Raw genomic sequence first — 18,748 nt, 5'->3', positions numbered from 1 at the left:
GGATCCTCCTACTTCTTATTCATCGCTTTAGACCAAGCATCGCCTATCATTTGGACTAATTGTACCAAAATAACCAAGATGATAATGGTAGCAATCATAATATCAGCTTGGAAACGTTGGTAACCATAGCGGATAGCAATATCACCAAGGCCCCCGCCACCGATAGCACCAGCCATTGCAGAGTAACTGATGAGGTTAACGATAAGAACCGTTACGTTATCGATAATCGTAGGCAATGCTTCAGGTAATAATACTTTCCAAATGATTTGGAGTGGACTTGCACCCATGGATTGGGCCGCTTCAATTACGCCAAAGTTAATATCTTTAATAGATGTTTCTACAAGACGTGCTAAGAATGGAATTGCAGCGATTGTTAAAGGCACACAAGCTGCAGTGGTACCAATAGATGTGCCTGCCACCATACGAGTGAATGGAATGATAGCTACCATCAAAATGATAAATGGTACGGAACGCGTTGCATTGACGATAGCACCTAGCACCTTATTAAGCGCTACATTTTCTAAGATATGACCCTTAGAGGTTACTACCAAAATAACACCGAGAGGGATACCAAGTAACATAGCCATGACCGTAGAAATAATGGTCATTTGCAATGTATCAAGGGTACCAGTTATGAGAAGATTAATGATTTGCTCTGACATAACCGATCACCTCGCTTTCAATTGGTAATGTTTTGATGTAGTCTAAGCCCTCTTGTGCATTTTCTGGGTCACCATTCAAGATAACGATAAGGCGACCAACGCATGTATTTTGGATATAGTCGATGCCACCAAAGAGGATACTTACATCGAGGTTAAAGCGTCGTACGAGACCTGCCACTACAGGTTCATCTGTAGATTGGCCTGTGAATTTAAGGCGTACTAATGGAGCTGTACCGGCAATCCATTGATCATGCAATTCTAAATGTTCTAACGCTTCTGGTGGTAAGTTATCACTCACAACAGAGCTGATGAATTCTTTTGTAGTATTTTCACGAGGATGTGTAAATACTTCAACAGTGCTACCTTCCTCGAGGATTACACCGCCTTCGATAACCGCTACACGATCACAAATTTCACGGATTACGTGCATTTCATGAGTGATGAGAACGATAGTAAGGCCCATTTTTTCGTTGATATCTTTCAACAATTTCAAAATGGATTCTGTTGTTTGCGGATCAAGAGCAGATGTAGCTTCATCACAAAGAAGAACCTTTGGATTAGACGCTAAGGCACGAGCAATACCAACACGTTGTTTTTGACCACCAGACAATTGAGATGGATAGTTGTTCATACGCTCAGTAAGACCTACGATATCAAGGATTGGCGTAATGCGTTCCTTGATTTCAGATTTGCTCAAGCCTTGTAATTCCAACGGGAATGCCACATTGTCATACACTGTACGAGAGGATAAAAGGTTAAAATGTTGGAAAATCATACCAATATCTTTGCGTGCTTTACGCAAATCGGATTTGCTAAGTGTTGTTAAATCTGTACCATTGACGATAACAGAGCCAGATGTAGGAGCTTCAAGCATGTTGATGCATCGAATCAATGTGGATTTACCGGCCCCAGATTGACCGATAATGCCAAAGATTTCACCTTCTTTAACATCAAGGCTAATATCTTTTAAGGCTTCCACACGAGTAGCGCCTTCATAGACTTTACTAATGTGTTGTAATTGAATCAAAATAATGTCCTTTCTTAAGGTAAAAGTTTACCATGTAATGAAAGTAGATTACCTATTAAGGCAAACCTTCTTCCATCAATTTTTCTAGTGCTTCGCGTAGACGAAGTGTAATAGCACCTGGTTTACCACCAGATACTGGATTTCTGTCTAGCTTAGTAATTGGGATGACACCACCAATTGTATCGGTAAAGAATAATTCGTCCGCATCATCTACAAAGGCGCGATCGAATTCTTTTTCGATGAGAGTAATACCTAGAGATGGTGCTACGCGAGTCAAAATCATTTGGCGCGTAATACCTTTTAAGATATGATTATCTGCTGGATGCGTATACAAGATACCATCTTTGACAGCAAATACATTAGATGTTGCACCTTCTGTACAAACGCCATCACGGAACAACATGGCAGTATAAGCAAATTTCTTCTCCGCTTTAGTTTGTGCCAAAATATTTGGAATCAAGTTAGTAGTCTTAACATCTACATGGTCCCAACGCTCATCAGGTAATGCAATCGCTTTTACACCTTCACCCAATTTATTAACTGCATCCATATCCAAATTGCGGATAGACATGAGCATTTGTGGTTCTAGTTTGGAACGATCATATGCATGATGACGTGGCGCTACACCACGAGAGATTTGCAAATAAATATAGCCCTCTTTGATTTCACTTTGCTCGATTAAAATTTCGTGCAATTCTGTTAAATCATCTGGGGTCATTTTTACGGGAATATCCATTTCACGCATAGAGCGATACAAGCGATCTTGATGGTAAGACAATGCGAAGCAACGGCCTTTTACGACACGTACTACTTCATATACAGAGTCACCAAATAAATAACCACGGTCATCAATACTGATAACTTTAGCACCTGGTTCAACGAACTCGCCATTAAAATATGTTAATTCTTGCATAGGAGCACCTCTTTTTCTATATCGTTACTCTATCAAGTAGTAATCATCATGGACTTATTATATCACAATTACTTTCAAATTTTCACACTTTACTTAGTGAAAGATATAACTTAGATATACAAAAATCCGCTAGGATACCATAGTTAAAAACTATATCCTAGCGGATGTATATTATTAATGTCCTAATATAAATTTACGTAATGGTTTAGGTACATGGTTTAATGTCACGGCAGTCAAATAGGACAGGCCTAGCGCCATAGCATACATGGCAAGTACATTGACCACTGTATAGAGGAGATTATATTTAGCCATCACGCCAGAGATGATCAACAACCAGAATGGATGTGCTAAATAAATACCGTAGGACTTATCCCCTATTTCTGACCAAGTGGACTCCATGGTCGCATTCATTGGTAAGGTTTGGAATAAGAACAGGCTAAATAGTGTTCCCAGTCCAGTATAGAGGACACCCATTGGGCTCATTTGATGAACTGTATAAATTGCTTCAAGCACTGTATAATGCCATACATCCATGACATAGTAGTAGGATCCAAGCATCAACAAAATAGAGCCTACCGCACTAACACCTAATAAGTAACGATAGCGCCACATGTATTCGCATACCGTTTCATAGCGCTCAGCACATACAGCCCCCAACAGGAATATCCACACATAATGGATAACCCAATAATTAAGTCTCATATCAAAGAGATATTTCAAGACAGGATTATTGCTGAGGTGTTCTGTTACCCACCGGCCGAGCATGTAAGACGAAACATAATCGATGCCAACTTGAATGATAAATAATAGAACCATCCAAAATACAGGGCGTTTTAAGATGACTTTCACCATAGCTCGCCATAGCGGCATCATCACGTAGAACCATAAGAGGATAACCATAAAGTATAAATGATACATAGACGTACCAAATAATAGATTTACAGCCAATGGTCCAGGATGTAAATTCCCTAGATTATGCGCCGTTAGTCCTGTGTAGAGCAAATAAAATATGGACCACGTAATATATGGAAATAGCACCACCTGAATACGGCGGTGCATAAATTCCTTATATGAGAATGGTTCCTCTACAGATGTATGGTAGAACAATCCAAATGCAGAGAGGAAGAAAAATGCTGGTACTCCAAAGCGTGATAGAATTTCTAAGACGCTAATGAGTTCTAAATTTACAAAAGGATTTTGTAATGCGTAAGAACCTACATGAATGCCGATAACACCGAGCATACAGAGTCCACGCATATATGTAATTTCCGGTAAAAATGCTTTTTTCATGTCCATTCCCTATTCATTATTGACCAGGTACAACTGCAGGTGTTGGCACAAGGCGTGGACCTTGAGATGTTGTAGCCGGTTGTTTAACTACTGGAATTACAGATGATATAGTTTGAGCAGCTGTTGTCTTTGCTGGTTGAGCAGGTTGTACTGGCGCAGCTTGACCATTCGCTTTAGCTGCTTCTTCAGCCTTAGCCTTAGCTTCTGCCTCAGCTTTAGCTTTCGCTTCTGCTTCACGTTTCAAGCGCAATTCTTTTTCAAGAGGTACCACTGGTTTGTCGTAAACAGTGATATCTGTTTCGAATAGACGACCCCAAGGGAATGTAGCTTTTACTGTACGAGGATCGATTTTGAGATATTTTTCAGCGAAGTCTTGAATTCGTTCGCCTAAGTAGCTTTCAAGACGTTCATTTAACTCACCAGAATAACGCACATTATCTGTGCGAATAGAGTCTTGCATACGGTAAATATCTTTGCGGATATTTGCTTGGTACGCCCAGTTATCCAAATATTGTTGAGTCAACATTTTGCGGTGACCTTCTGGGCTCATAGTTTTGAGCAATACCCCTTGCGCAATGGCGTAGCCTACCGTATTACTTGCGGTATTCCAACCATTGTACGCACCGATTTTGTATAACATATCACGTTTGTACATAGCAGATACTAATGTATTGTCCGCACCATTGTTATAGGCAATATCAGCAACGCTTACGTTTACACCAGAATCAACAGCTTGTTGAATTCGATCTACAAAAGCATTTGTAGAATTAGAAATCATCGGGAAGTTCTCGAAGCTTTCAGATTCACCAGTGCTTGTAGTAAGTGGTGTATTTACTGCTAACAACACAGTTGGTTTACCTTGTGTCACCATAGTGCCACCTACGGCCTCAACGTGTTGAGCAATTGTTTTATCAATCGTTTGGTCTTCGTAACCTGGCAATGTTTTGCCGCCACCACCGAGTGGGTAAATTACAGAGAATGTAGGTTTTTCTGTACTTTCATCTGTACGAGAACGAGCCATCAACAAGAGCCCAAGTTGGTCGGCACCAGGGAAGCTACCATATTTCTCAGCAGGAATATCCTTAGAGTATTTACTTAAGTAACGACCTTCTAATGCAGATTGGGACAATTGAGATGTATCATCATGGCCCAATGCAAAGTAATCGAATACACCGCTACGAGTTTCGTCGATCAACTCTTTGTTGATTTTCATATTTTTTTGACGGCGGTCAAACCAGTCTTGTAAATATTCTACAGGAACAGAGGCTTGTAAGCTCATCAATTTTTGAGTTTCCTCTTGTGTTAAGGAGCCAGAGTCTAATTTATCTTGCAATGCTGCAATTTGGAAGATAGTAGGACCGTATTCCGCATAATAAGCTGGTTCAGTGCCGCCCCCACTAGCACGTGGAGAACGCATTACAGTGCCAAAACCATAAATACGCACCTTTTTATTACGAGCTTTTAAGGATTCAATACGTTTTAAACGGCTTTCCAATGTAGTAAGTGGAATGTTGTGTTTACGAGAGTCTACAAGACCACCATAAATAAGCGTATCTGTACTCAATACCATCACATCAGCACGACCTGCATTTTGTTCAACCCAAGCCATGATTTGATCTGCTTGACCTTGGTAATTCTTACCAGAAATCAAGTTCTGAGGTGGTGTCAATATAGTCATACCTGCTTCGCGAGCTGTATCTACAGTATATTGTAAGCTTACAGGGCGATCATCTTGAGGTACATACAACACGGTTTCCGCATCAATTTTAATAGATGTACCAGTAGCGATGGCTGCTGCCATAAGTGCTACTTTCAACCATTTATTCGTCATAAATCAAATCTCCTTCTGTGTAGCGAGTACTCCCGACTCGCGAAATTAACTGTTTTATAATACTCTCTTTTTCTGACACTTTTATGAAATGTTCATATGCTCAATAGTATAATTATATCATTTGACTATTATTTCGCAACCGGCTTGGTTTTTCCTACCTTAGGCAGACTCCAATTGTACTTGAGGGCCAGTAGACGGATAACGAGTACTACTGTGAAAGCACCATATACGGCCATATTGTCCCAACTCGATGTAACCATAAGATAATAAACGATGCCTCCAATAATACTAGGCAAGGCATATACATCCTCTTTCAAAACAGATGGGATGCGTTGCGCCAACATATCGCGGATAATACCGCCACCAACAGCAGTGATTGTACCGAGCAACACAATAAAGATAGGCAACTCTGGATAGAGTTTAAAACCTGCCGAAGCACCTGTTACGGTAAATGATGCTAATCCTAACGCATCGGCCAACAAGTAACTAGCTCGACTACGAGGTCCCATCGCATGCTTGCGATATCGGCTGTTATAAATCAAGAACACGATAACAGTTACCACTAAAACAACGGTAACATACACTATATTTCGCAATGAATTCGGCGGAAAATAGCCGAGCAACACGTCCCGTACAATACCACCACCAATAGCAGTAGCCAATGCAAGGACAGTCATACCAAATATATCCATCTTCCGGGATACCCCAACGAGTGCACCGGATACAGCAAAGGCAATGGTGCCAATCATATCAAATATATACCAAATAATGTCCATAATTCCCCCAAATAATCTATTCGCATAACTGCGTACACTATGATAGACTTTATGTAAGATATTATACATGAAGAGGCATGCCAATGACAAAAGACATTACACCTACAGACATTGAAAATATGGATGAACGCACACGGGACGAATATTTTATGGCCATTGCCATGGAAGAAGCACGAAAGGCTTATGAACTTGGAGAAATCCCTATCGGTGCCATTCTCGTAAAAGATAATACCATTGTTTCACGCCATCACAATCGTCGTGAACTCGATCATGATGCAACGGCCCATGCAGAGGTCCTCGTAATCCGCGAAGCATGCGATGTTCTCAAGCGCTGGCGGTTGACTGGTTGTACCCTGTATGTTACGATAGAGCCGTGTCCGATGTGCGCTGGAGCCATTATTAACAGTCGTATAGACCGTGTTGTATATGGTGCAAGTGATTACAAAGGAGGCGCCGTGGAATCGCTATTCAATGTGCTCTCTCATCCTGGTTTAAATCATGAACCAGAACTAGCATCTGGTGTGCTTGGTGATGAATGTAGCCAAATTATGAAAGACTTCTTTAAAGAGCGCCGTAAAGCACGGAGGAGTACCCAAGAGGCTGAAGGGTCCGCACTCGAAATGCGGTAGGTCGGGCAACCGGCGCGGGGGTTCAAATCCCTCCTCCTCTGCCATTCTTTTAAATGATAATGATAGAGATACAATAGATAAACCTAGATACACCTAGATACACATAATACAGATGTTATCTAGGTTTTCTTATATTATTGAGTGAATTTTGTGTATCAATCATTCTCTATTATATGGTGGTATTTGCCCCATTTATTGCCCCATGACATTTTACAAAATCATATAATCATCTCTTACACCTTGCTATATTAGTAGGGTGTTTTATTTTACACCAATAAAAATGTGCCCAATCATCACACATGAAAGGGCGTAAAATGCTTATAAAAAAGAGTTATACATGTTGCATAACTCTTAATACCAATATAATCTTTCTTCTTTAGGAAATGAGTTTAAACTTCCGTATTCCTCCAATTTATTTAAAGCGTGTACTGTATGCCACTCACTACCTTGCAATGGTTCTTTAACAATAGCCACATTGCTTTTACGATCTAATTCTATTATGCCATACTCAGCACTAGCGTTAGGGTGGAACTCATATATAGCTTTTTCTTCATTTAGTTTTATTAATATAAGAGATAACATTTTACCACTCTTTCCATATCATTTAAGTTCATTATACATAGTGTTAAAATAAGATACAATATAAGGCCTAGTCATGACTAGGCCTTTTTTTAGTACAAAATAAACACTATTTATAAAGTATTTGGCGTAAACAAAAAGCACAGATCACTAATGGTTAGCGCTTTTTTGTATCTATATTTATCAATACTTTAGTAACTTTATGAGTTATAATATACACAAGATATAATTACTGCTATTAAATAGACTCAAGGGGACACTACTATGAAAAAATATTACCCTTATCTCATTACAGTGAGTCACATGATCAACGACTCCTGTCAAAGTGTGTTGCCTGCCCTCTTACCTCTGTTCATTTATACCTATGGACTGAGCTTAGAGCAAGCAGGTTTTCTCATCTTAGCTAATACAGCATTATCATCATTATTACAGCCTTTACTAGGTTATATTTCGGACAAGATCAATCAACCGCGGCTCATTGCCTTCGGCGTTTTATTATCTGCATGTAGTACAGGTATGATGGGCTTTGTTACCTCTTATGAAAGCCTCCTCGTTTGTGCCACATTAGCTGGCGTTGGATCTTCCATCTTCCATCCTGAAGGTGCGAAGATTATGAACCGTCTCGGTGGTGGCAAGAAAGGTAAGGCCATGGGCACCTTTGCTATCGGCGGCAGCTCAGGCTTCGCCTTTGGTCCACTCTTTGCAGGTGCCATTGCTTATACAGTTGGGCCTCATGGATTGGCAGCTTTCACCGTAGTAGGTATTATTATATTTACTATATTGTTCATACTAATGCCTCATATCGTAGCTCATGCACGTACTATCGACCAAGCAGTAGCTACTGAAAATCCAACAGTGGCGTCGAAACCGCTGAAGAACTACTGGAAATACTTTGGCATCTTGTTCATTATTATCTTGAGCCAATCAGTAAACTTCCGCGTTATCAATGCGTTTATTCCGATTTTCTGGACTCGTGAGCTCGGTACAAGCCCAGAACAAGGTAGCTTTGCCTTGACTGTATTCTTTAGTATTGGCATCTTCATGACCTATATTGGCGGTCTATTGGGCGATAAATATGGTCCTATCAAGATTATCAGACTATCCCTATTAGTTTGGTTACCCGCTATGTTCCTATTAACAGAGGTTCCAACCTTCTCACCACTCATCATGATGCCTATAGCCTACTTGCTACTACTCATGATTGGTGCTGCCAAAGCAATTAGCTACAGCCCAGTTATCGTACTAGGCCAAACATATCTAGCCAAAAGTATCGGCTTTGCATCGGGTATCACTCTTGGCGTGAGCCAAACCATCGGCGGTGTCATTGCTCCTGTCGTAGGTAACCTAGCAGATACCTACTCCTTACCGGTAGCTATGATGACACTCGTGCCATTCCTCGTAATGGGCCTTGGGGCATCATTGATACTTAAAGATCCTAAAAAATTACAATAGACAAGAACTACAAAAAGGGCTGTAAAACAGCCCTTTTTGTTTTATACATATACTATCTACATTAAATCAATGTGATTTATTATTTTTAATAGTTTGACGTGGCATAACTAATACAACCATATTAATTGAATGTACAATAATACTTTTTATTTCTCCAGGAAGTAATATAGAACCTAAGAGAAGAAAATTAATCCCTAAATACCATTTCGGATTCGTAATTCCAATATCAACCAAACGCTTAATACCAATATATTGCGTACCCATATTACAAACTATTAATACAAGTACAAATAATATGGTACCTAACATAGAGTTTATATAAGGTTCATTAAATAAATACCTAACCTGCGGTAACACTATAAGGATAATACTCTCTATAATGAGACTATAGAAGAAAAACCACTTCCTATTTAATGCAGAATAATCCGTTCTCCAGAAGTTCCCACATGTAATAAAATTATAAGAACATAAAAGAACTACTGAACCAAAATATATCACAAAAAACATTAAAACCGTCATCATTTACCTCATACAAGATTATAAAACCGAGTAGCTTACTCACTTTTACCTGGTGTGAAGTAAAGCAAAAGCTGGACTAGCATCATAAGTGATATTAAATCAGGAATATACTTAGATAATATAAGACCCGATATAAATACAACAGGATAAAATAAAGGGGAGCACCATTTCAAATCAACAATTCTTCGCATTCCACACAAAAAGAATTGAGATATACTTATAGCACCTATAATGCAAACTATAATAGCATATAAAAGGTTGCTACTGTCATATACACTAATCTTCAAGCGATAAGTTAAAAATAAACTGAATATAATGCCTATATAGGTAATAATATAGATCTTAAAAAAATCACCACGCCCCATCGGTATCCTATAGTTCCAACCATTGATTTGATAGACACTACCAACTATTACAAATATAAGTGATATAACAAGAATAAAGTACCAAATATAATTTATAAAAAACACCAAAACACCTACTTTATTTCTTTAAAGGTTGTTTACTCCTAATATATGCTACAGTCATAAAGCTTACAAACATTATAGAAAGATTTATAATTCTATAATCATTTCTATATTGAATATTGTTTATCAATAAAATTTCAATCAATGATGTAGCAATTAATATTACTGGTGCAATATAAAATAAAAATTTACTACTTATTTTGACTGGGCCTAACACTGTAGTTATTGCCATAATAATAAAAATTATTGTAAATATACCTAATCCCATTAATGTTGCACCTATAATCCACTCAATATTTCATACATTGTAATCTATATGTTTATTTAATTTATATATCCTATGAATAATAAAAAATATAATCAACATTATAATATCATAGTATACAAGTTAATATACAAAAAAGCCCCCTTACGGGGGCTTATATTTTTAGCTAAATTAGTGTTTTAGCATTTCATTCAAGATAACTACGTCCGTTTCTTTCATACCTTGAGCCACAGTACCGATACTGCGGATGGTTTCGTCAACGGAGTATGCTACAAGGCCATCGCCTTTTTGGTAGTTCTTGTTAAGGCGTGCTTGTTTATATCCCATGAACGCGCCATCAAGGGAGATAGCAATTTTACCTGCACAGGATGGTTTTGCTCCGTCACAAACGATACCGGATAAGCTGGCAAGACCATTTACTAAGGTATTCTCAATGATATCCTTGCTATCACCTTTCAAGAAGGCAATACCTGCTACACTTACAACACCAGCAGATACAACGCCGCAGTATGCGGACAATTTACCAATGCCAGATTTAACGTATAGTGTTAACAAGTTAGCAAAGACTAGCGCTCGATAAAGTTCATCATCACTTTTACCAAGTTCCTCGGCAGTCGTAATGATAGGTACCGATACTGTTAAGCCTTGGTTACCAGAGCCAGAGCAAATTACAACAGGCAATGGACACCCACTCATACGCGCATCGGATCCAGCTGCCGCACGAGCCTTACATTTCGTTTCTAGAGACGGATTTTCTTCATCCAACAACAAGAGCTGGCCAATATTGGAGCCATAATCGTTAGACAAACCTTCTCGAGAAATAGCTGTATTGTATTCTACTTGCTGTTTGATTTGAGGAATGATGCCAGAAATATCTGCCGTTTTAGAAAATTCGTAAATGCTATCAAAGGTCATAGCATATTCTGTTTTTGCAACCTTCTTAATTTCATTGATTGTTTCAGACACAATCTCACCATCTACAGCAACATAGGTTACATTTGTATGGTCGTTTTCAATGCGAACCACTGCTGTATGTTCATCTGTTTCAGCAGTGATTTCGATATAAAGATTATCTACACCTTCAGCGAGTGAGACCGTACAGAAGTTGGCATCTAATAATGTGCCGAGCCATTTACGATCTTCATCTGTAGCAGATTCTAATACCTCTAGCTCACGCTCAGGGTGACCTACGATGGCGCCAAGCGTAGTAGCAGCTTGAAGACCTTTTCGACCACCAGAGTTAGGAATGACTACGGACTTTACATTTTTTATAATATTCGCGCTGCATCGTGCGTGAATATGGTTAGGAAACTCATCTAAAACAGAGACTGCCTTCGCAGCCGCATAAGCCAATGCAATTGGCTCAGTGCACCCGAAGGCAGGACGCATCTCTGATTGTAATAAGGAAATATAATCCATCTTATACTTCCGCAATAATTTCCACTTCTACCAAAGCACCTAATGGAAGGTCTTTTACTGCTACGCAAGAACGAGCTGGTTTAGAAGTGAAATATTTAGCATACACTTCGTTAAATGCTTTGAAGTCAGCAATATCAGCCAAGAAACAAGTAGTTTTAATAACTTCAGAGAAGTCAGAACCTGCTGCAGCCAATACAGCATCAATGTTTTTACATACTTGTTCAGTTTGCTCTACGATACCACTTGCAACAATGGAACCAGTTGCAGGATCGAGTGGAATTTGACCAGAAGCGAATAATAAACCGCGTACTACTTTAGCTTGAGAGTAAGGACCTACTGCTGCTGGAGCTTTGTCTGTGTGAATTGTGTTCATAATAATTCTCCTTTAAAATATAATTGAAAATAATATAGATCATTCTAATGCCGCCATACTCACATTAGTAATTACCTTGTAAATGACATACTTCGTGAAAGCATATCTATCATAAATTATTTAATAGATTTGAAGGCGTTGTCAAATATCGTTTTGAAATAATCCCGTTGTACATCAGTTGTTACACCTACGTATAGTACCGGTTTGCCTGGCTTTAACACAAATGCAGTATTTGCATAAAGCGGAGTTTGTACATTTCCATCCGCATATAACAAGCGAGAACTTGCTGCATAAGTTTGATATTTTGTACCAGCCACAGGATGTACTTGTTCCGCATTTTCTACGGTAAGCGTTCTAGGTTTTATAAGCAGTTCACCTGACCGAGTCTTAAGATTAGCATAACGTTTCGGATCATTTAAAGGGACTACAGTTGTAGTAGTTGGAATTTGCTTGTTAATGGCACCTAGCATGAGTTGCTCTGTAACAGGATCAATTTGACCTTTATCTAGAGCTGCCATTGCAGCTACAAACATAGGATCATTTGTCTTATCTTTAGCTACTTTTTGCGCAATTTCTTTAACATCTAGCGCTACTAGGAATGCATCCTTTTGACCTGTTTTATCTGCCCCTTGCAATTGGTATACATCAAAAGTAGTGCCAAAGTTTTTGAAAATATCTTCAGCCATCATATTCATGGCCATATTTTTTGAAGAATTTTGTTTCATTTGCTTCTCTACAAAATCACGTGTATTTGTTTTGGATGCAGAAAAAACATTGACATTGTTAGGCACTACCATAGAACCTGCAATGGTTTGTACATCCTTAGCGAAACCTACACTAGATACAGTTCCCAATAAGCAAGCTGCACAAGCCAATACTTTCAACGATTTCATATTATTTACCTCCCTTGAGAGATTGCGTTTGATACATATGATTCAACTCATTAGCCCAATAATCATGGCTAGAATCATCAGACATTAAAATCTGTAAGGATACACCTTTATTGGTAGGAACAGCATAACCAATTAAGGAGTCGGTGTTTCTAAAGCCATCATATATAAGACTACCACGTAAATCACCAGTCACAGCTGTACCATAGCGTGTTTGCACAGGTTTATAGGCCACATGCGTTGCATCTAGGCTCACTTGTTTTGCCATAAAGTCTACATAAGAACGGAGCTCTTCTTTACTTTTAGGAGATAAATTCTTTTCTGTAGCAAGCATTTTATCAACTACCCCCATAATGTGAGCAGGTAACTTGTCATTTAGCATCTTCAAATCTTTCGCTAATTTAGCACCTTCAATCGTATTGCCCTTCAAACCTTGTAATTGTTGTTGAGCCTTCTCTTTAGAGTAGGAATCTACATATTTAGAGATAGAGCTTTTTATTTTAGCTTTTTCTGCGTCTGGAACCTTTTCTAAAATAGTTTTATTCATATTAATCACTTGATCTATAGCATTTTTAGAATAGTCTACAACAACTAACTGCCCTACATGGTGACCTTGTTTGTCCGTCCCTTGTAATTGATAGTAGGAAAATCCATCTAACACATCGCCCTTCATAGGATCAACCTGTACCGGTGCTTGTAATTTTAAACTAGTATTAACAGCATCAACAGCCGCTTTATTTGCCACTGAAATTATTTGGCTTTGCTCATTATTACGTAGCTTTGCATCTGTAGGAACGCGCATAACTTCTACAGCTTTCACCGTAGGAGACGTATTGCCATACAAGCCATATCCTAAATCTACTGTATCAGCACATGCCACTGCACCCATGCCAACAGTTAAGCACGTCGCACAAGCCAATGTCATCATTTTTTTATTGAGAGCTCTCATAAGACACCTCACGATTTAACAATACACTATGTATACAGATTATATTCATAACCTGTACTGCATCTATAAAGATATCAAAAAGATAATCTATACTGCATATACTAATTATTATACTATATTGAGATGTATAACTGTATAGTGTAATTTACAACCTATCAGTTCTGCTATACAATACTTAAATAGATATGTAAACATATGGTATGAGAAATAGAAAGGAGTGCACACTTGGTGTGCTTTTATTATGATACAAGAAATAATTCCACTCACTAGGCCTCGTACATTAGCGGCTGCTTTAGGGCCTACTATTTTAGGTGCTGCCTTTAGCTATTACGCATTTGGGGCTGCACAAGGTACAGGTCTCGCCATTTTCCATACGATTTTAATATTTTTAGCTGTTGTAACAGCTCAAATTGTTGCTAACTTATGGAATGAATATAAAGATTTCAAATCTGGTCTCGATGCGGGGCAGAAGGTCGGCAATGCGGGTTCTATCACCCGTGGTGCCATTACCCCAGAGCTCATCGTTACCATGATTAAGGTACTCATGGTTGTACCTATTATCATCGGTCTTTATCTATCGGCAACTATCACTTGGTACTATATTCCAGCTGGTTTTCTTTGCATTCTCATCAGTTTTCTCTACTCTGGTGGCCCAAAACCAATTTCTCGCACACCATTTGGTGAAATTTCCTCTGGTATCGCTATGGGTTTTGCCATCGTCCTCATTACAGGCTACACATGGACGCGAGACTTATCTTTAGCATTATTAATCCCTGCTATTCCATCTACATTGCTCGTTGGTTCCATTATGCTCACGAATAACATTCGTGATATTCGAAATGATGAAAGCCATGGTCGTCGTACATTACCAATCGTATTGGGTCGTGAACGTGCCCTCAGTTTAATGAGCGTCACCTACCTATTCAATTTCATTTGGATCCTTGCATGGATCATCGTAGGTCACATGACATGGTTCTCCCTCTTCGCCTTTCTCGCAGCACCACTAGCTTTCAAAACAGTACATACCTTAAGTACTAAAACAGATGAATTCCTACTAGACAAGGCAATGGGGACCACTGCAGGGGCCGCAATGATTTACCAAATCATGTGGTCCATTGGACTTATCATAGGTAAATAAGGTTGAACCATAGATACAATTATTAGCAAATAAGTGTTTACCAATACGTACATACATTAAATACAGTTACATAAAATAAAGAGAGATTTCCAAACACTATCAACTATTTATAGATACTAGTTTGGAAATCTCTTTTTGGTATAACTTTAAGCTATGGAGAACTCGTAATAATTCCTTCTTGATAGATAGGAAATAATTTAGTACTATAAGTGTAATATTTTATATTAAATGATTGTAAAAGGAGTGTGTCTAATGAGAAAATTTTTAGCATTAGCAGCTACTGTAATCCTTGGCGGTGCTTTATTGATCGCTGGTTGCGGTAATGACAATAACAAACAAGCTGCTAACAACGGCAAACAAGTATTAAAAATTGGTGCTACAGCAGTACCTCACGCAGAAATTTTGGAACAAGTTAAACCTATCTTGGCAAAAGATGGTATTGATTTACAAATCACAGAATTTACTGATTACAACACACCAAACCTTGCTTTGGGTGATAAAGAAATCGATGCAAACTTCTTCCAACATGTACCTTACATGGATGAGTTCGCAAAAGCTCATAACCTTCCATTAGTATCTGTTGGTGGTGTTCACCTTGAGCCAATGGGCTTATATTCCCGTCAAATCAAAGATTTAAAAGATCTTCCTAAAGGCGCTAAAATCGCTATCCCTAATGACCCTACAAACGGTGGTCGTGCATTATTGTTATTGCAAAAAGAAGGTCTTATCACATTGAAAGACTCCAGCAATATCTTATCTACAATTCAAGATATCACTTCCAATCCTAATGGTTACCAATTTGTTGAATTAGAAGCAGCTCAAATACCTCGTTCTCTTGACGATGTAGCTTTAGCAGCTATTAACACAAACTATGCATTAAATGCGGGTCTTAACCCTAGTAAAGATGCATTGGCAATCGAATCTAAAGATTCCCCTTACGTAAACATCGTAACTGTACTTAAAGGCAATGAAAGCGATCCTCGCATCAAAAAATTGATGGAAGCTCTTCATACCCCTGAAATCAAAAAATTCATTGAAGATAAATATCAAGGTGCAATTGTTCCTGCATTCTAAGTTATAGTAAAAAAGAGACCACATCGGTGGTCTCTTTTTTACTATAAGCTGTCCGTACCAAATCTAAATGGTAATAACTCATCAAGACTAACAACTTTATAATTTCCTTTTAGATTAGCCAAGATAATCTGTGGTATTTCAAATTCAGAAATTACTTGGCGACAGGCACCGCATGGTGCACAAGGGCCTTCCGTATCAGCAACTACGGCGAGGGCCTTAAATTTTGTACGACCTTCTGATACGGCTTTAAATATAGCAGTTCGTTCTGCACAGTTAGTTAAACCATAAGATGCATTTTCTATATTGCAACCTTCATAGATTGCCCCATCCTCACACAGAAGGGCTGCACCCACTCCAAAATGGGAATAGGGACTATAGGTTTTCTCACGAGCTACTATGGCACGATCAATAAGCTTTTGAATTTCCTGTTCCGTCATATCAGTTTCCTTTTCTATCATATGGATATCCTCATTCCACCATATCAAGAATCGTATCTACCACCACTGGTGCTATTTTACCAAAAGTAATTGCCTCTAAGTATGTTTTAGCCGCATTTACGAGCAAACTTTCATGAGAAGCATATAAGGTAGCTATGCTTTCACCAGCCCTAACAGCATCATCGGTTTTCTTGTGCATTACTATGCCTGCACTATAATCGATAGGATCATCCTTAACGGTGCGACCAGCCCCGAGCATAACAGATGCAATACCACATTGTTCTGTATTCATGTGTGTAATATAACCGTCTTGAGGCGCTGTAACATCATAAGTGAATTTCCCGATGGCTAGTAAACTTTCATCATCAAGAACACGGCTATCTCCACCTTGGGCATCGATCATCATGCGCAATCGTTCAAGAGCGGCTCCCGAATTAAGGGCCTGTTGTACGCGACTGAGAGCAGTTTCATAATCACAAATTTGGCTCAACACGAGCATATGAGCTGCCATGATAAGACATTCATGAGTTAAATCCTCTGGGCCATGACCTTTCAAGGTGTTAATAACCTCACGAATTTCCAAAGCATTACCAATGGCGTGACCTAGTGGTCGGTCCATATCGGTTAAAACAGCCTTAACAGAGCGGCCATTTTCCGTTCCAATATCTACCATAGCTTTCGCCAATGCGCGAGCATCGTCTATGGTTTTCATAAAGGCGCCACTACCAACCTTTACATCCAATAAAATAGCTTGTGCCCCAGAGGCTAATTTTTTACTCATTACAGAGGATGCAATTAGAGGGATACTATCTACGGTGCCTGTTACATCACGCAAAGCATATAGTTTCTTATCTGCGGGTGCCAGCCCTTCAGATTGTCCGATAACGGCAAGGCCGATTCGATTTACTTGATTCATAAATGCTTCTTGGTCTAGTGACACCTGTAAATTTGGTATAGATTCCATCTTATCGATAGTGCCGCCCGTATGCCCTAAACCACGACCAGACATTTTCGCCACCTTGCCTCCACAAGCAGCTACCAAGGGTCCTATGATAAGAGTTGTCTTATCCCCTACACCACCAGTACTATGCTTATCTACTGTTATCCCATCAATATTGGACAAATCTACCATGCGCCCCGATTGTGCCATTGCCATAGTCAATGTGCCTAGTTCACGAGCATTCATCCCATTAAATACAATGGTCATCAATAAGGCACTCACTTGATAGTCAGGGATGTCCCCATTTACATAGCCTGAGATAAGAAAACGAAGTTCCTCATCTGTTAAGGGTAAATTAGACCGTTTTTTTAGAATAATATCATACATCCGCATGGTTATACCGCCATTCTAAGAAACCACCTAAGCACGGCCTAGGTGGTTTTCTATTATACTTCTTCGTCTAAATGATCTTTAAGTAGTTCTACTGCTGCACTGGCGCCGATACGGCTGCAACCTTCTGCAATATAGGCTTTCATGTCAGAGATAGAACGAATACCACCGGCAGCCTTAATTTTTACATTAGGACCGATATGCTTCTTGAATAAACGAATGTCTTCAAGGCTAGCGCCACCGCTACCAAAACCAGTAGAAGTTTTAATGTAGTCTGCCCCACCATTGGTGATACATTTACAGAGGGCCACCTTTTCAGAGTCGGTAAGATAACAAGTTTCGATAATAACCTTTAAGATTTTATCGCCACAAGCCTCTTTAAGGGCCCCGATTTCATTCGTTACAGCCTCAAAATCGCCTTGCTTTACATCGCCGAGGTTTATGACCATATCGATTTCAGAGGCCCCTTCTGCAAGGGCTTGTTTTGTTTCAGCCACCTTAACCTCTGTCGTTTCATAGCCTAAAGGAAAACCAATAACAGTACATACATTAAGGTCTGGGTACGCTTCATGGGCGGAAGCTACAAAGTCCGGTGGAATACATACAGATGCTGTTTTATAGGCTACGCCAGCATCACAAATTTCTTTAATATCATCCCATGTAGCTGTAGGACGCAATAGTGTATGATCCACATAAGATAATAATTCTTTACCTAACATAGTGTCTCT

At 39.1% G+C, this 18,748-nt stretch carries 18 protein-coding genes and 1 tRNA gene; 5 read left to right on the top strand and 14 right to left on the bottom strand.

Annotation, left to right across the window (positions count from 1 at the left end):
• Positions 1 to 8: 8 nt before the first annotated feature.
• From EL171_RS02015 to EL171_RS01990, 6 genes are all read right to left on the bottom strand, one after another.
• Positions 9 to 662, bottom strand: coding sequence for a methionine ABC transporter permease (locus tag EL171_RS02015; protein WP_005387966.1), 654 nt, complete (start codon positions 660 to 662; stop codon positions 9 to 11).
• Positions 643 to 1,689 carry a methionine ABC transporter ATP-binding protein gene (locus EL171_RS02010; protein WP_005387964.1) on the bottom strand — a complete coding sequence of 349 codons (1,047 nt, stop codon included), beginning with the start codon at positions 1,687 to 1,689 and terminating at the stop codon, positions 643 to 645. The genes EL171_RS02015 and EL171_RS02010 overlap by 20 nt, the downstream gene beginning before the upstream one ends.
• 55 nt (positions 1,690 to 1,744) lie before the next feature.
• Entirely contained in the window at positions 1,745 to 2,602 is an 858-nt protein-coding gene (locus tag EL171_RS02005) for an aminotransferase class IV (protein WP_005387963.1), read from the bottom strand.
• A 174-nt stretch (positions 2,603 to 2,776) separates the two neighbouring features.
• Entirely contained in the window at positions 2,777 to 3,898 is a 1,122-nt protein-coding gene (locus EL171_RS02000) for an acyltransferase (protein WP_005387962.1), read from the bottom strand.
• Positions 3,899 to 3,908: 10 nt separating this feature from the next.
• Entirely contained in the window at positions 3,909 to 5,723 is a 1,815-nt protein-coding gene (locus tag EL171_RS01995) for a DUF4127 family protein (protein WP_005387961.1), read from the bottom strand.
• 128 nt (positions 5,724 to 5,851) lie between these two features.
• Complete coding sequence (locus tag EL171_RS01990) at positions 5,852 to 6,499, bottom strand: trimeric intracellular cation channel family protein (RefSeq protein ID WP_039969616.1); 648 nt, start codon at positions 6,497 to 6,499, stop codon at positions 5,852 to 5,854.
• Between the two features lie 83 nt (positions 6,500 to 6,582).
• On the opposite strand from EL171_RS01990, the gene tadA reads away from it, so the two are divergent.
• Positions 6,583 to 7,128 (top strand): tRNA adenosine(34) deaminase TadA, encoded by a 546-nt coding sequence (tadA, locus tag EL171_RS01985; RefSeq protein ID WP_197718130.1) that lies wholly within the window; start codon positions 6,583 to 6,585, stop codon positions 7,126 to 7,128.
• Positions 7,082 to 7,172: transfer RNA gene (locus tag EL171_RS01980), tRNA-Ser, on the top strand. The genes tadA and EL171_RS01980 overlap by 47 nt, the downstream gene beginning before the upstream one ends.
• 307 nt (positions 7,173 to 7,479) lie before the next feature.
• Here the strand turns inward: EL171_RS01980 and EL171_RS01975 are convergent.
• Entirely contained in the window at positions 7,480 to 7,710 is a 231-nt protein-coding gene (locus EL171_RS01975) for a hypothetical protein (RefSeq protein ID WP_005387959.1), read from the bottom strand.
• A gap of 261 nt (positions 7,711 to 7,971) precedes the next feature.
• On the opposite strand from EL171_RS01975, the gene EL171_RS01970 reads away from it, so the two are divergent.
• Positions 7,972 to 9,159, top strand: a complete 1,188-nt coding sequence (locus EL171_RS01970) for an MFS transporter (RefSeq protein WP_005387958.1) — start codon at positions 7,972 to 7,974, stop codon at positions 9,157 to 9,159.
• A 1,422-nt stretch (positions 9,160 to 10,581) separates the two neighbouring features.
• Here the strand turns inward: EL171_RS01970 and EL171_RS01960 are convergent.
• The 4 genes from EL171_RS01960 to EL171_RS01945 form a co-directional block, all read right to left on the bottom strand.
• Complete coding sequence (locus tag EL171_RS01960) at positions 10,582 to 11,829, bottom strand: L-cysteine desulfidase family protein (protein ID WP_005387949.1); 1,248 nt, start codon at positions 11,827 to 11,829, stop codon at positions 10,582 to 10,584.
• Position 11,830: 1 nt separating this feature from the next.
• The gene (locus EL171_RS01955; RefSeq protein WP_005387948.1) at positions 11,831 to 12,202 is read right to left on the bottom strand and encodes a RidA family protein; all 372 of its coding nucleotides are present in this window, start codon (positions 12,200 to 12,202) and stop codon (positions 11,831 to 11,833) included.
• A gap of 116 nt (positions 12,203 to 12,318) precedes the next feature.
• On the bottom strand, positions 12,319 to 13,095 hold the full coding sequence (locus EL171_RS01950) for a hypothetical protein (RefSeq protein ID WP_005387947.1): 777 nt from the start codon (positions 13,093 to 13,095) through the stop codon (positions 12,319 to 12,321).
• A gap of 1 nt (position 13,096) precedes the next feature.
• Positions 13,097 to 14,041 carry a hypothetical protein gene (locus EL171_RS01945; protein WP_005387945.1) on the bottom strand — a complete coding sequence of 315 codons (945 nt, stop codon included), beginning with the start codon at positions 14,039 to 14,041 and terminating at the stop codon, positions 13,097 to 13,099.
• Positions 14,042 to 14,282: 241 nt separating this feature from the next.
• On the opposite strand from EL171_RS01945, the gene menA reads away from it, so the two are divergent.
• Together menA and EL171_RS01935 are read left to right on the top strand one after the other, a co-directional pair.
• Complete coding sequence (menA, locus tag EL171_RS01940) at positions 14,283 to 15,179, top strand: 1,4-dihydroxy-2-naphthoate octaprenyltransferase (protein ID WP_005387943.1); 897 nt, start codon at positions 14,283 to 14,285, stop codon at positions 15,177 to 15,179.
• Positions 15,180 to 15,431: 252 nt separating this feature from the next.
• Positions 15,432 to 16,253, top strand: a complete 822-nt coding sequence (locus EL171_RS01935) for a MetQ/NlpA family ABC transporter substrate-binding protein (protein WP_039969612.1) — start codon at positions 15,432 to 15,434, stop codon at positions 16,251 to 16,253.
• Positions 16,254 to 16,294: 41 nt separating this feature from the next.
• Here EL171_RS01935 and EL171_RS01930 read toward each other — a convergent pair whose 3' ends face one another.
• The 3 genes from EL171_RS01930 to deoC are packed head-to-tail and all read right to left on the bottom strand — an operon-like array spanning position 16,295 to position 18,739.
• Positions 16,295 to 16,690, bottom strand: a complete 396-nt coding sequence (locus EL171_RS01930) for a cytidine deaminase (protein WP_039969672.1) — start codon at positions 16,688 to 16,690, stop codon at positions 16,295 to 16,297.
• 31 nt (positions 16,691 to 16,721) lie between these two features.
• Positions 16,722 to 18,023 (bottom strand): pyrimidine-nucleoside phosphorylase, encoded by a 1,302-nt coding sequence (locus EL171_RS01925; RefSeq protein ID WP_005387938.1) that lies wholly within the window; start codon positions 18,021 to 18,023, stop codon positions 16,722 to 16,724.
• Positions 18,024 to 18,076: 53 nt separating this feature from the next.
• The gene (deoC, locus tag EL171_RS01920; protein ID WP_005387937.1) at positions 18,077 to 18,739 is read right to left on the bottom strand and encodes a deoxyribose-phosphate aldolase; all 663 of its coding nucleotides are present in this window, start codon (positions 18,737 to 18,739) and stop codon (positions 18,077 to 18,079) included.
• Between the last annotated feature and the right edge of the window lie 9 nt (positions 18,740 to 18,748).

Source organism: Veillonella dispar (genome assembly GCF_900637515.1).
Taxonomy (GTDB): Bacteria; Bacillota; Negativicutes; order Veillonellales; family Veillonellaceae; genus Veillonella; species Veillonella dispar.
This window is presented reverse-complemented; position numbering and strand designations above follow the sequence as displayed.

Excerpts from the sequence above, each read along its gene's own strand:
- EL171_RS01930 (WP_039969672.1), bottom strand. The coding sequence starts at position 16,690 with ATGACGGAACAGGAAATTCAAAAGCTTATTGATCGTGCCATAGTAGCT.
- EL171_RS01935 (WP_039969612.1), top strand. The coding sequence starts at position 15,432 with ATGAGAAAATTTTTAGCATTAGCAGCTACTGTAATCCTTGGCGGTGCT.
- menA (WP_005387943.1), top strand. The coding sequence starts at position 14,283 with ATGATACAAGAAATAATTCCACTCACTAGGCCTCGTACATTAGCGGCT.
- deoC (WP_005387937.1), bottom strand. The coding sequence starts at position 18,739 with ATGTTAGGTAAAGAATTATTATCTTATGTGGATCATACACTATTGCGT.
- EL171_RS01945 (WP_005387945.1), bottom strand. The coding sequence starts at position 14,041 with ATGAGAGCTCTCAATAAAAAAATGATGACATTGGCTTGTGCGACGTGC.
- EL171_RS01925 (WP_005387938.1), bottom strand. The coding sequence starts at position 18,023 with ATGCGGATGTATGATATTATTCTAAAAAAACGGTCTAATTTACCCTTA.
- tadA (WP_197718130.1), top strand. The coding sequence starts at position 6,583 with ATGACAAAAGACATTACACCTACAGACATTGAAAATATGGATGAACGC.
- EL171_RS02015 (WP_005387966.1), bottom strand. The coding sequence starts at position 662 with ATGTCAGAGCAAATCATTAATCTTCTCATAACTGGTACCCTTGATACA.
- EL171_RS02000 (WP_005387962.1), bottom strand. The coding sequence starts at position 3,898 with ATGGACATGAAAAAAGCATTTTTACCGGAAATTACATATATGCGTGGA.
- EL171_RS01995 (WP_005387961.1), bottom strand. The coding sequence starts at position 5,723 with ATGACGAATAAATGGTTGAAAGTAGCACTTATGGCAGCAGCCATCGCT.
- EL171_RS01960 (WP_005387949.1), bottom strand. The coding sequence starts at position 11,829 with ATGGATTATATTTCCTTATTACAATCAGAGATGCGTCCTGCCTTCGGG.
- EL171_RS01975 (WP_005387959.1), bottom strand. The coding sequence starts at position 7,710 with ATGTTATCTCTTATATTAATAAAACTAAATGAAGAAAAAGCTATATAT.
- EL171_RS02005 (WP_005387963.1), bottom strand. The coding sequence starts at position 2,602 with ATGCAAGAATTAACATATTTTAATGGCGAGTTCGTTGAACCAGGTGCT.
- EL171_RS01955 (WP_005387948.1), bottom strand. The coding sequence starts at position 12,202 with ATGAACACAATTCACACAGACAAAGCTCCAGCAGCAGTAGGTCCTTAC.
- EL171_RS01950 (WP_005387947.1), bottom strand. The coding sequence starts at position 13,095 with ATGAAATCGTTGAAAGTATTGGCTTGTGCAGCTTGCTTATTGGGAACT.
- EL171_RS01990 (WP_039969616.1), bottom strand. The coding sequence starts at position 6,499 with ATGGACATTATTTGGTATATATTTGATATGATTGGCACCATTGCCTTT.
- EL171_RS01970 (WP_005387958.1), top strand. The coding sequence starts at position 7,972 with ATGAAAAAATATTACCCTTATCTCATTACAGTGAGTCACATGATCAAC.